This window comes from Acinetobacter sp. AHP123, from assembly GCF_023757925.1.
In the GTDB taxonomy this organism is placed as follows: Bacteria; Pseudomonadota; Gammaproteobacteria; order Pseudomonadales; family Moraxellaceae; genus Acinetobacter; species Acinetobacter oleivorans.
In genome coordinates, this window is sequence record NZ_CP092454.1 from 2,132,441 (window position 1) to 2,144,730 (window position 12,290).

Genomic DNA, 12,290 nt, shown 5'->3' on the forward strand with positions numbered 1-12,290 from the left:
GCTAGATTTTATGCAAGATCGTATACTGCGCCGTATTCTTTTACTCGCAGGTATTGTATTGCTGGTATGGGTATTGTACTTACTCAAGCCTGTAGTCATTCCTTTTATCGGTGCTTTTTTCCTGGCTTATTTATTCAGTCCACTCGTTGATGTTCTGGTAAAAATCAAATTGCCTCGTTGGTTAGCAATTAGCGTGGTGTTTATAGGAATCGGTGTAACACTGACCATTGCATTATGGTATTTGGTTCCTCTGATCTGGAAACAATTGGTTTACGCCCGAGATAGCATTCCAGCAGGTATTCACTGGATTAATGCAGAACTATTGCCATGGGTTTCTTCGACATTTAATGTTCAGCAAATGGAAATTGATACTGATCAAATGTCAAAAGCTGTCATGGATTATGTTCAGACAAATTACAGTGCCGATAGTATTCAAGCTGTCTTATTAAAGCTTGCACAATCAGGTCTAAATTTTATTCAAATTGGTGGAACAGTTGTTCTAATTCCAATTATTGCTTTTTATTTTTTATTAGACTGGGACCGTATGCTACAAAACTTACGCCGTCTCATTCCACGCCCGTATGAAGCAACTACTTTACAGATTGTTGGTGAATGCCATAGCGTTTTAGGAGCGTTTGTTAAAGGTCAGTTTCTCGTCATGCTCTTACTAGGCGTAGTATATGCAGTTGGTTTACAGCTCATTGGTTTGGAAGTTGGTCTTATTATTGGTATGGTGGCTGGTCTTGCCAGTATTATTCCTTATTTAGGATTTGCCGTAGGTATTATTGCAGCTGTTATTGCCAGCTTGTTCCAGTTCGGTTTGGATTGGATGCATTTATTACTGGTTGGTGTAGTATTTATGATTGGCCAAGCGGTAGAGGGCTATATTCTTCAGCCATTCTTACTGGGCGATAAAATTGGTTTATCTCCTGTGGCAGTTGTTTTTGCCGTATTGGCAGGTGCACAGCTTGCAGGTTTCTTAGGAATGTTAATCGCATTGCCTGTTGCTGCTGTTATTGTAGTGTTGTTGAAGCATTTAAGAGAGAATTATGAAAGAAGCTCACTTTATGCTCCACCTTCTACATTAGTGATTCAACATGGCGATATTGAGCAAATTCATGTAGAAACCGAAAGCACTAAGCTTGATCTTGAAGTTAAAACACAGCAAGATACAGATGAACTGAAATCCCCTAACCAGAAATAATTTCAAGGTTAATTCAATATATGCGTCAACTCCAACTGGATATAGAACCTCAACTTGATGCCCGAATCAGTGATTTTTCGGGACCAAGTTGGGGGAATGTAGTCGATGCTGTGCGTCAACTACATGCTGGTCTGGTGAGTAGGTTTTACATCTACGGTGGAGCAGGGACAGGAAAGAGTCACTTACTTTCCGCAATTTGTGACTCTTATTTAGAAATAGGCAAATCTGCAATTAAAGTTTCTTTGCTTGAACTCCTCGATGCTCCTATCGAAGCAATTACTTCTTTAGAGCATTATGATCTTGTTGCTTTGGATGATATTGAATCAATTAGTGGTGTACCTCATTGGCAAAAAGCTGTCTTCCATTTAATGAATAACCACGAAGGACAGCTAGTATTTTCTTCACGTGTAGCACCTATCGAATTAAAGCTAGAATTGCCAGACTTACAGTCACGACTTACGCAAGCCGTTAGCGTTAAAGTGCCGAGTGGAAGCTTATATGCGGACCGTTATTCTTTGGTTACGTCTGTAATGTCTAGACGTGGTATCCATTTTGATCAGCAAATTGTTGATTACTTATTATTACATGGCCCTCATCAAGCTTCTCTTTTACTACAGACAGTTGCTCAGTTAGAAAAACTTCTCAAAGGCGAAAAAACAAAACTTTCGAATGCAACTTTAAGACAAATTTATGCCTTGATTGATGAATATCAACCATAGATATTCTTTAATCTTGTCTATTGCCTCACCTGCGCACATAAAAAACTATTAAAATAGAGTCTCGGACAAAAAATTCTAATTTCAGAGCACTTGCCTCTATATCTTTTTAAAGCTTCTTCTAATTTTAAAAAGTCACATTTTTGTATTTAAAAAAGTTTTTTAAATGTATGAAGCTTTTTGTAAGCTGGTTCAAAAATGACTCTACAGACCGACCAAAATGTCTTGAGAAATTCTACTTGCTGTGACAAAGTACGCACAAAGGATGCGATTGCAAAAGCGGAAATTTTGCAATATTGACAAAGAAAAATGAAAAAAGATGTAAGGAGATGGGTATGCTCAAACGGAGCATTGCTTTTGCTTTATTGGCTGCTGCTGGACACGCTTATTCTGCCGATATTCAAGTCACAACTACAATTGATGAAGATGTCGATAATACAGTCTGCTCGTTACGTGAGGCTGTGGAACTATTAAATAAGCGTAACTCAAGTAATTCCACAGATGTGGATTCTGTAAAAGAGGGTTATCACGGGTGTGGAAGTAAAGATATTACATCAAATATTATTCTAGAACGTGATAAAGAATATATTTTAAATAAAAAAATATTAATTACAGCGCCTCTTACAATTACAACAGCTGGAAATGATTCTCCATTTGAGGAAAATGATCAACCTGGGGCTCATAATGCCACCATTAAAATGGTAGGAACTGAACGACTATTCCAAATCGATGATGGAAGTACAGAAAAGGCATCATTTTCTGTTTATCTGAATAATCTTAATTTGCTGGGGGCTGGTTCAAAGTCAAATGTAACTATAGGTGGTTTAATTTTAAATCACGAAGGTTTAATTATTCAAAACTCTCGTTTAACTGATGGATATGCTAATGAGGGCGGGGTTATTTATAACCAAGGATTATTGACGCAAACAGATCAAACTGCTGGATCAGTTCGTATTGTAAATAGCCTTATTCAAAATAATAAAGCAAATCAGGGCGGAGTAATTTACAGTGAACAGCCTTTGTATTTCATTACTCAATCGGTAGTAAGGGATAATGAAGTTGGTTTAGCTAGTGGTTCACTTTTTTATAGTCAAAGTAAATTTAATGATGAAAGTACGGGACAATATTTAAGTCGTCGAGCGATTGGATTAAGTAATAGTACGATTTTTCACAATAAAGTCGGTTTTATTGCCAACATTTACGATGGAATGTTTGTTAATAACATCACCATGATAAAAAATGATAAAGGTCTATTTCTCGATGCTCCGCAAGGTAATGCCGCTATCTCAAATAGTGTTTTAGTTGGCAATACAATTAATTGTCAGGCTAATGCAACCGATAAAACAATTATACAAAGTAATTTGGTGACAACCGAATGTGATCGCAATGCTTCATCCAAACTTCCCAATATTCTTTACCCTGCTAACGAAAAGTTAATTGCAGGAACTACAGATGAAGGTGTTTGTGATGTAACCTCAAAAGACGGATTGTTTTGTCCTTTTAGCACCCCTAAAGACAGTTTCTTAGGTTTTTTTAAACCTCGGTTGCTTGAGAGTTATAAGACTTTAGCAGATTCTCTAATTATTAATAAAGGGCGCTTATATAGTGATGGCTCCTCAACTGGTTTAGCAAGATGTGAAACATTCGACCAAAGAGGAAAAAGACGTAGTGGATATGATGAACTTTGTGATCTAGGTGCAATTGAATATATTCTAAATAATGAAATCGCTCCTGTTGGTCAGGATATTAGATATGGTCAAGTTGCAACATTCAGTATTTTGGGTTCTTTAAGTGAAGCAGATTTAGTTACACCTACTACATGTAAACGTTTATTCGGTGAGCGCGCCGATGGGAAAGAATGGCAACCAGGGTGCCTAAAAGTTATACAAAATAAAGATACTCCGGTTTCAAAAGGTAGTCTAACTCTTGATCAGAATGGAAATGTCATTTACACGCCAAATGGAAATTGGCATGGGGCAGATATTTTTAGTATTCAGGTTGTGACGAGCGTAACTCGTTTTAATGAAGGCGTAGATTTTCAATATATTTCTATTCCAACAACTATTTCACAAGCACCTTTATCAGGAATTGAAGATAAGTCTGTGAGTGCTGGTGGCGGAGGTAGTGTAGGTAGTGGAGTCTTATTTGGCTTATTGGGATTGATTGCATTACGCCGTTTCAAGTCATAATCAAGGATGTAGACTATGAGAAAATATCAAAAAACATTAGGGATAATTACTTTTGTTGCTGCAATACCTTTGATGGCAGCACAAAATGACACGATTATTAAAGTTAATACATTTGTAGATGAAGACCTTGATAATAATTTGTGTTCATTAAAAGAAGCTATTACAGCCGCTGAAAAAAGCACTTCATATCATGGCTGTATCTTACCTGCTATTGATACTAAATATACGATTCAACTTGAAAAAGGAACGTATGATCTAAACGAAGAGTTAGTACCTAAAAATAGTCTCACTATTCAAGGGGCTGAGCCAGTTGATTGGACAAAAAAGGGCTTATTAAGTGGTGATTATCCAGCACTAACCCCCATACAAACTCGTATAAATGCTAGAGGGAAATCTCGTATTTTTAATACAGCTGTTAGCAAACAGCCTTTGATATTAAATAATATTATTTTAGAAAATGGTAAAGCTTCTGATGTGGGAGGAGCAATTTACGCGGGTGCAGACGTAACCTTACAAAATACACAAATTTTAAATTCACAAGCCCCTAACGGGGGGGCAATCTATTTAGGCGGAGGAAATGCTTCTTTAACGGTAGATCATTCATTACTTCAGGGTAATGGATTAGTAGCTAATACTGGAAGTGTAATAGCAATGAGCTGTATGTTTAATGGCTCTTATACAACGAATACTATATTATTTAAATTGAGTAGTATTATTAAGAATGGATCTGCTAATTCTTTAAATACATTTGAATTCTGTGGCTCACCAAAAATCACTTTTGAGAATAATACAGTTGCTCAAAATAGTGCTAACTTGACTAATGGTACTATTCTTAAATTTTCTGGTAATGCAGACCCTACACAAAATCAAACAACAAACCTTAGTTCGGACAGCAGTTTAACATTAGTAAATAATACAATTGTTGAAAACTCAGCTCATACAATTTTTTTATATGATAAGTTAGGAAAGAAAGATTTAAGTTTTAATGTATTAGCATTTAATTCAGGGACCTTTGCATGCCGCTATTTGTTGGGTCCTGCTGCTGATCAAAAAGATTCTAGGATTTTGTTAAAGTTTAATGCATTAAAGTTAAGCGGTACCAATGAAAAATGTGACCTGCCAGCTGAAACTTTACCTGCTGGTCACACTAATATAGATGTTTCCTCAAAAATATTAAGCCAGTTATTAGAGCCATCAAAAGAACCTAGTGATGAAAATACAGATTTCTTACCAATTTATTATCCAAAAAATAATCAGCAATCTGATGACTTAGTCGATGTGGATTTAAAAAATGAAGGAGGCTGCCTTTCAGTAGATCAAAGAGGACTAGAAAGACCTACCAGTACTACTGATCAAACAGTTCTTAATTCTAATAATAAATGCGATATTGGTTCTATTGAGCAAGCAAGATTAGGGATAAGAACAACAGAAACTGACACGGGTTATATTAATAGTTCACTCACCGATTTATTAACCACTTATCAATCTGGTGTGGATCAAACAAAAGTAAATTTAGCGAATCCTGCTTTTTCACTTCAGGAAGCCGCTTTAAAGATTAATTTGGCAACTTTTGAAAATTTAGTTAATCAGACTAAAGCGAATTTAAAATATAGAGGTGTATATATAAATCTTAAAAACTATTATTCTCCGTTTAAAAATGGTAATCCTCGAGAGATTAATATTATACCTTATGAAAATAGCAATCATATTTTCGCTCCGTTTAAACCAGATGATTATAATATTGATGTCAAAGTTATAGGTAAGGGCCAAACACTTGAAACGGCGATAGAGGATGAAGCTAAAAGCTTAAAATGTGAGTGGAATTCATCTCTTAAACAAATCATTTTGTATCGTACAGACGATGCTCCTTCAGGAGATGGGTATTTTGAGTTCTGCAAATACACAATTACTTTAAAATCAGATAAAAATATTACAGCCAGCGGTATAGTTAAAGCTTCACTTGTGAATATTGCCCCTGTTTCTGAAAATAGCACCATAACATTTAAGTATTTAGCAAATGAAATCATCCCATTAAATTTACTTAAATATGCAAATGATGAGGGGGATGGCCCAACTAATACACTTATTACAAAGCCAAATAAACCTCAGTTTGCAGACTTGCCTATCTATTTACCAAGTAAAACTTCAAAAGACGGTATTTTTAGAGTAGTCAAAGCAGATCGTGAAGGGCCGTGTCCTGGTAAAGACAGTAAAAATACATGTTATGGTGGAAATATCTATATTCAAGCGAATAATGCCTTTAATACTTTTAACGATACATTAACTTATAATGTATATGATGCAGATAATGTTATTTCTAGCACCCCTGGTACGATTACTCTAGTAAGTACAGCAACAACTACTGATGATACCCGTGGTGGCGGTGGTAGCTTGGGAATTTTATCTTTAGCATCTTTACTTGGTTTAGTGGTTTATAGACGCTACCGTAAATAAACGATATAAAATAAAAAAGCCTCCAATTGGAGGCTTTTTTATACAAAGTTATGTAAGAGATTAAATTCACTTCATATGAATTTTACAGAGTTATATTTAATGTTCTAAATACTTGTTCATATACTCTTCACGAATAGCTGTTCTTTCTTCGCCATTCGCTTTAAGCATACGCTGGCGTAAATCATTACGCTCTTGTGTACTCATTTTTTGCCATGCTTCACGCATTTTTTCTTTTTCAGCATCGGGAAGTTGAGTAAACCAGTCCATACGTTGCTGTAGATTCGTACTTTGATTGGCTGGTAACTCTTTTAAGCTCTGGTAGCGTTTAATAACTGCACGTTGTTCTTCTTCAGAAAGAGCATTCCATGTGTCATCAACTTGTGTATTGGCATCCTTAGAAAAAATCCAAAATCGTTCAAAACCTGCAAAACTCGTTTGCAGGAAACTTAATGAACAAAGGATAAGTGCTAATTTTTTAGCTGCCATGTTGTACTTTATCCTCACCCAAGACCATTAGCATTTCTAAATCCTCCACCATTTGTGGAGATAATTTAGGATTTACAATCACTTGATTTTGCGGCTTATCAACAATATCTGCTGAATTAGGTAAAATTACAAAACCTGTGATCGCAGCTGCAAGTGCAAAACCAGACATTTTCCAGACACTATAAAAAGAGGCTGGTTTTTGTTGAATATGGTCAAGCACATGATTCATGACCACTGTTTTATTTTTATGGTGATGTGCCAAACTATCAAGTTTAGACGTCACCTTTTTAGTGAAATCATCATGATTCATCAGAACCTCCCAAGGGATTTAAATGGGCTAAGTACTCTCTAAGTCCCTGAATTGCTCGGTGATAATGGGTTTTTACACTACCTTCAGTACAGTTCATGATCTGAGCTGTTGTGTGTGTGTCAAAACCTTCCCACGCACGTAACATAAATGCCTGTTGTTGACGAACAGGTAGCTTTGAAATTGCTTCTCGAATTTCTTCGATAGTCACTGCTTGATCAAGAAAATCTGCAGGATTGATGGCTTTTTCATCAACTACATCAATAATTTCGTCGTCGTCATTATCCAGACTAACTTTTTTGAAAAATGAAAATGGGTTTGCTCTACGAGATTCTTTGCGGCGCCAGTCCTGAAGTTTGTTGTTTAAAATAGTATAAAACAGGGGATACCATTCTTCAGTACTTTTATCGGCATAAGATTTGTGTAAAGCAATAAATGCTTCTTGAACCAAATCCATTGCAATACCTTGTTGACCTTGGGTAGCACTCTCCATCATCACCAACGCACGACCAGTAACATCTTGCATGAAAACTTTCAGGCGTTGTTCAGCCGTGCTCGCATGAGCACTAGATGTTTCCGATCGAGACTTTTTCGGTGCTAAATCCATGGAGATGGAAAATCCTGTCATTGGACATACCCACCTTATCTTCAATATATCTCTTATATAACGTTGAAAAGAGGTGGGAGGTTGACAACAATCGGTTATTTTTTACTAGTGTAATTGATTTTTTTCACAAATATGTGAGATGTAAAATAAATTAACGTTTTATTGGCGTTGACGAACCATCTCAAAAAAACAAATTGATCCTGCAATTGCTACATTTAATGATTCTTGTCCACCAGGCTGAGGAATAGTTACAGATTCTGCATGATCTAAGGCGTAATCACTTGCACCTTGGCCTTCATTTCCTAAAATCCAGACACATGGTTTTGAAAGATCTTTTGAGTAAAGACTAGTTGAGCGATGAGAACTTGTAACAAAAACTGGTATTTGAAATTTTGGAAGAATATCTGTGAGTTGGAAGTTTTCAAAACAATGTAAGCTAAAATGAGCTCCCATACCTGCTCGTAAAACTCGTGGCGACCAAAGTGATGCAGATCCTTGTGTGCAAATAATTTGTTTAATATTTGCTGCCGCTGCTGAACGTAGCAATGTGCCTACGTTACCTGGATCTTGTATATTTTCCAGAATTAAAGTATCAACTTTATAGTCAATTGTTGATGCAGTTTTAGGTAAATCAATAATAGCTAAACAAGGTAAGCTTGTACCTAGTGTGCTCAAATCTCTATATAAAACTTCACTAATAACAAAGATATGACCTTGATGCAGTTCAATTATTTTTTTTAAATCAGTATGTTCTAATGCTTGTTCGGTCGTAAATAAAGAAAAAATCTTCTTTTGCTGTTGTAGCCACGTCAAGCAGAGATGGGTACCTTCAAGGACTGTTTGTTGGTGCTTTTTTCGGGCGCTATTAAGTTCGATTAATCCACGCAAATGTTTAATTTTTGCATTGTCTTTTGATTCTAAAAAAATAACCGCCATGAGAAAATATCCAACAAAAGGGCATCATGATACTATGATGCCCTAAATAATTAAAATTATTAATGATAGCTTGTTACACGTTCAACTTCATTTTTAGAACCAATAATTACAGGAACACGTTGGTGAAGTTCTGTCGGTTCAATATCTAAAATGCGAACACGGCCTGTAGTTGATGTGCCACCAGCTTGTTCAATCAGCATACTCATTGGGTTTGCTTCATACATTAAACGTAAGCGACCTGCTTTTTTCGGATCTTTTAAGTCGTACGGATAAAGGAAAATACCGCCGCGGCATAAAATACGGTGAATATCACCCACCATACATGCTACCCAACGCATATTGAAATCTTTTTCACGTACAGATGTTTTACCTGCAAGTAATTCATCAATATATTGTTTTACAGGCTCTTCCCAATGACGTTGGTTAGATGCGTTAATTGCAAATTCTTGAGTATCTGCTGAAACTTGAACATTGTCAGTAGTAAGCAAGAATGTTTGAGTTTCTGGGTCTAAAGTAAAGAATACTACCCCATTTCCTACAGTTAAGGCCATCATGGTTGATGGACCATAAAGTACGTAACCAGCAGCAACTTGCTGTGTACCTGCTTGCATGAAATCTTCTGCTTGGGTTACTGCATTTTTTGCAGGCAGAATAGAGAAAATTGTACCTACACACATATTGATGTCGATGTTACTTGAGCCATCTAATGGATCAAATAAAACCAGATATTTACCATTTTCTTGTGCAGGTGTGAACTCATCAAGCTCTTCAGAAGCGAGGCCACCCACTTGTGGATGAACTTTTAAAGCATCAATTAAATAGTCATTAGAAATCACATCAAGTTTTTTCTGTGTTTCACCTTGAACATTTTCATTACCAGCACTACCCAAAATACCAGCGAGTGCACCTTTTTGTAAGGCTTGATCGATCGTTTTACAGGTGGTGGCGATAGTGTCGATGACTTGAGCCAACTCAGGTGTTAGATTCCCTTTTTGTTGTTGTAAAAATTGGGACAATGTGAGGTTGGACATAAAAAAAGCTCCTGTGCTTCAAGCATCAAAATGAGTCAGATAAATACGTGGCATATTCTAGATGAGAATGTCACAAAATAAAAATTATCTTACTTTATTTGTGTTGGATTTATGCTTACAAGCCCCAATTAAAATGGTATGTTGATTGCATTACAAAGGATTGTATATTTTTAGGAGAATCGAAATGACAACAAAGAAGTTTGATGCGACCCCAACAGCAGGTGAACCAATCAATCTAGATGAAATTTCGAAAGAAAATGTTCAGGAAGCTTGGAAAGACTACGAGGCTAAGCCTGAATATAAAGATTTTAATAAGCATGATTTGATTGAATCTATGCAACAGTCTGAAGAAGAAAAGAAATCTTCTTAAGTTCTGTTGTTATAAAAAAACGCTCATAAAATATGAGCGTTTTTTTATGCATATGCCTTATTTTAATAAAGGAGGCACTGCTTCGTAATTAATTTCAACGCGGCGATTTTCTTTCCACGCAGATTCATCATGTCCTGCATTAACAGGAGCTTCTTTACCGTAACTTACAGCTTCAAGTTGCTGTGGATTTACACCATTGGTAATTAAGTAGCTTTGAACAGCTTTAGCACGACGCTCGCCTAAAGCCATATTGTACTCACGTGTACCACGTTCATCTGTATGGCCAGTTAATGCAACTTTTGAATTTGCATTTGCCATAAGGAATTGAGCGTGAGCTTGAAGCGTTTGATAGTCTTCAGTAGATAAATCACTACTGTCATAATCAAAATGAACAACGCGTTTAGCCAAAGCAGCTTTATTTGCTTCAGTTACACCTTTCGATGAAGCACCAGCCAAATTTTGAGCATTTAATGCCGCATCTTCACTTAAACCAGAAGTGTTAACTGTACTTGGATTTGTGCCAGTTGCAGTAGTTGTTGCTGGTTTGCGGCTAGCACAACCCGTCATTACAAGTGCTACGCTAAGAAAGGGTAAAGCTAAATATTTGATTGATTTCATGATCTTCTCCATCAATGGAATTAAAAGTTATTTTGGTGCCCAAGCTGGTTCACGTACTTCACCTTGTTCACTTGGTAAATTCATACGGAAACGTCCATCAGTAGACATGATAGATAACAAGCCACGGTTGCCTTCACGAGTTGCGTAGACCACCATTTGCCCATTCGGTGAGAAACTTGGTGATTCGTCTAAACTGGTTGGAGTAAGAATATTGGTGATGCCAGTATTAATGTCTTGAATTGCAACTTTATAACTGCTGCCACTTGGACGATGAACAAGAGCAATCTTTTTGCCATCTGCACTCAAAGTTCCGCGTGCATTAAATGAACCTTTAAACGTTAGGCGTTTTACTGAACCATCAGCAAAGGTATAACGATAGATTTGGGCTGAACCACCACGGTCAGAAGTGAAAATAAACGATTTTCCATCTGGTGTATAACGTGCTTCTGTATCAATTGCCGAGTCGTTTGTCATACGTTTAACTTGGCGAGTTGATAAATCCATTTGATAGATTTCTGGATTGCCATTCATAGATGCTGTGAATAGCATTGATTGACCATCAGGTGAAAAACTCGGTGCGCCATTTAGGCCTTTAAAGCTAGTGAGTACTTCACGTGTTCCAGTAGATAAATCTTGTAGATAAATTGCTGGACGTTTGGTTTCAAAAGAAACATAAGCAATTTTCTTGGCATCTGGTGTCCATGCCGGAGAAAGAATTGGGTCACGAGATGACAAAACAGTTTTTGGCTGTTCACCATCGGTATCTGCAATTTGTAGAGTATAACGCTCTGCAGGAGTGGCAGGGTTTCTGAGTACATATGCAATACGGCCGCTAAAATCACCTGGAATACCAGTAAGTGCCTGATAGATAGCATCACTTACCATATGGCCAGCTTGACGTATGCGTGAAGCAGGTACATTTAAAAGTTCATTTAAAATGTATTGTTGCTTTTGTACATCATAAAGTTGGTAATGAACTTCAAAACCTGTAGCTGTTTGTTTAATTTGTCCAGTAACTACATATGGAATTCCGGCAGCTTGCCAGTCAGAAGCTTGGATCTGATTGATTGCAGCATTGGCAGGCAAGTTTTTAGATGAGCTTGTAAAGCGTCCAGAACGGTTTAAGTCAGTTTCAACAATAGGTGAAAGCCCATTGTCATTGTTAAACGGGACAATAGCAATTTTTGGTGCCTGATCTGGTGCTTTGGCAATTTCCAGATATAACTGGGCAAAAGCAGTTGTAGAAGCAATAGGGCTTAAGGCGGTGATCAATGCTAAAGATAGCAGGTGTTTGCGGCTCGTATTCATAAGTTTAAAGTCATAGCAGGTATTTTTGTGACTGTTGATTTTGTAGCATAGTTACATGCCTTAA

12 protein-coding genes are annotated in these 12,290 nt (G+C 36.8%); 5 read left to right on the forward strand and 7 right to left on the reverse strand.

Annotation, left to right across the window (positions count from 1 at the left end):
- Positions 1–10 precede the first annotated feature (10 nt).
- The 4 genes from cxpE (at position 11) to MJX77_RS10150 (ending at position 6,563) form a co-directional block, all read left to right on the forward strand.
- Complete coding sequence (gene cxpE / locus MJX77_RS10135; protein WP_004790632.1) at positions 11–1,204, forward strand: chloramphenicol efflux transporter CxpE; 1,194 nt, start codon at positions 11–13, stop codon at positions 1,202–1,204.
- Between the two features lie 20 nt (positions 1,205–1,224).
- Positions 1,225–1,923, forward strand: a complete 699-nt coding sequence (gene hda / locus MJX77_RS10140) for a DnaA regulatory inactivator Hda (RefSeq protein WP_004790634.1) — start codon at positions 1,225–1,227, stop codon at positions 1,921–1,923.
- 332 nt (positions 1,924–2,255) lie between these two features.
- Positions 2,256–4,109 carry a rhombotarget A gene (rbtA, locus tag MJX77_RS10145; RefSeq protein WP_151826686.1) on the forward strand — a complete coding sequence of 618 codons (1,854 nt, stop codon included), beginning with the start codon at positions 2,256–2,258 and terminating at the stop codon, positions 4,107–4,109.
- Positions 4,110–4,124: 15 nt separating this feature from the next.
- A complete protein-coding gene (locus tag MJX77_RS10150) occupies positions 4,125–6,563 on the forward strand; it encodes a CSLREA domain-containing protein (protein WP_252058934.1) in 2,439 nt (812 codons plus the stop codon).
- Positions 6,564–6,659: 96 nt separating this feature from the next.
- Here the strand turns inward: MJX77_RS10150 and MJX77_RS10155 are convergent, their stop codons facing one another.
- From MJX77_RS10155 to MJX77_RS10175, 5 genes are all read right to left on the reverse strand, one after another.
- A complete protein-coding gene (locus MJX77_RS10155; RefSeq protein ID WP_004790640.1) occupies positions 6,660–7,049 on the reverse strand; it encodes a DUF3106 domain-containing protein in 390 nt (129 codons plus the stop codon).
- A complete protein-coding gene (locus tag MJX77_RS10160) occupies positions 7,039–7,359 on the reverse strand; it encodes a hypothetical protein (RefSeq protein ID WP_004643705.1) in 321 nt (106 codons plus the stop codon). Before MJX77_RS10160 ends, MJX77_RS10155 begins: the two co-directional genes overlap by 11 nt.
- Positions 7,349–7,963 carry an RNA polymerase sigma factor gene (locus MJX77_RS10165; RefSeq protein WP_005045802.1) on the reverse strand — a complete coding sequence of 205 codons (615 nt, stop codon included), beginning with the start codon at positions 7,961–7,963 and terminating at the stop codon, positions 7,349–7,351. Before MJX77_RS10165 ends, MJX77_RS10160 begins: the two co-directional genes overlap by 11 nt.
- Positions 7,964–8,122: 159 nt before the next feature.
- Positions 8,123–8,899: a TrmH family RNA methyltransferase gene (locus MJX77_RS10170; protein ID WP_005307562.1), complete on the reverse strand. Its 777-nt coding sequence runs from the start codon at positions 8,897–8,899 to the stop codon at positions 8,123–8,125.
- A 59-nt stretch (positions 8,900–8,958) separates the two neighbouring features.
- The gene (locus MJX77_RS10175) at positions 8,959–9,930 is read right to left on the reverse strand and encodes a class 1 fructose-bisphosphatase (RefSeq protein ID WP_013197070.1); all 972 of its coding nucleotides are present in this window, start codon (positions 9,928–9,930) and stop codon (positions 8,959–8,961) included.
- Between the two features lie 184 nt (positions 9,931–10,114).
- Here MJX77_RS10175 and MJX77_RS10180 point away from each other — a divergent pair, with 184 nt between their 5' ends.
- Complete coding sequence (locus MJX77_RS10180) at positions 10,115–10,300, forward strand: NF038105 family protein (RefSeq protein ID WP_049837260.1); 186 nt, start codon at positions 10,115–10,117, stop codon at positions 10,298–10,300.
- Positions 10,301–10,357: 57 nt separating this feature from the next.
- Here MJX77_RS10180 and pal read toward each other — a convergent pair whose 3' ends face one another.
- Positions 10,358–10,918, reverse strand: a complete 561-nt coding sequence (gene pal / locus MJX77_RS10185) for a peptidoglycan-associated lipoprotein Pal (RefSeq protein WP_013197071.1) — start codon at positions 10,916–10,918, stop codon at positions 10,358–10,360.
- A gap of 27 nt (positions 10,919–10,945) precedes the next feature.
- On the reverse strand, positions 10,946–12,226 hold the full coding sequence (gene tolB, locus MJX77_RS10190; protein ID WP_016137340.1) for a Tol-Pal system beta propeller repeat protein TolB: 1,281 nt from the start codon (positions 12,224–12,226) through the stop codon (positions 10,946–10,948).
- Positions 12,227–12,290: the final 64 nt, after the last annotated feature.

Excerpts from the sequence above, each read along its gene's own strand:
- cxpE (WP_004790632.1), top strand. The coding sequence starts at position 11 with ATGCAAGATCGTATACTGCGCCGTATTCTTTTACTCGCAGGTATTGTA.
- hda (WP_004790634.1), top strand. The coding sequence starts at position 1,225 with ATGCGTCAACTCCAACTGGATATAGAACCTCAACTTGATGCCCGAATC.
- rbtA (WP_151826686.1), top strand. The coding sequence starts at position 2,256 with ATGCTCAAACGGAGCATTGCTTTTGCTTTATTGGCTGCTGCTGGACAC.
- MJX77_RS10150 (WP_252058934.1), top strand. The coding sequence starts at position 4,125 with ATGAGAAAATATCAAAAAACATTAGGGATAATTACTTTTGTTGCTGCA.
- MJX77_RS10155 (WP_004790640.1), bottom strand. The coding sequence starts at position 7,049 with ATGGCAGCTAAAAAATTAGCACTTATCCTTTGTTCATTAAGTTTCCTG.
- MJX77_RS10160 (WP_004643705.1), bottom strand. The coding sequence starts at position 7,359 with ATGAATCATGATGATTTCACTAAAAAGGTGACGTCTAAACTTGATAGT.
- MJX77_RS10165 (WP_005045802.1), bottom strand. The coding sequence starts at position 7,963 with ATGGATTTAGCACCGAAAAAGTCTCGATCGGAAACATCTAGTGCTCAT.
- MJX77_RS10170 (WP_005307562.1), bottom strand. The coding sequence starts at position 8,899 with ATGGCGGTTATTTTTTTAGAATCAAAAGACAATGCAAAAATTAAACAT.
- MJX77_RS10175 (WP_013197070.1), bottom strand. The coding sequence starts at position 9,930 with ATGTCCAACCTCACATTGTCCCAATTTTTACAACAACAAAAAGGGAAT.
- MJX77_RS10180 (WP_049837260.1), top strand. The coding sequence starts at position 10,115 with ATGACAACAAAGAAGTTTGATGCGACCCCAACAGCAGGTGAACCAATC.
- pal (WP_013197071.1), bottom strand. The coding sequence starts at position 10,918 with ATGAAATCAATCAAATATTTAGCTTTACCCTTTCTTAGCGTAGCACTT.
- tolB (WP_016137340.1), bottom strand. The coding sequence starts at position 12,226 with ATGAATACGAGCCGCAAACACCTGCTATCTTTAGCATTGATCACCGCC.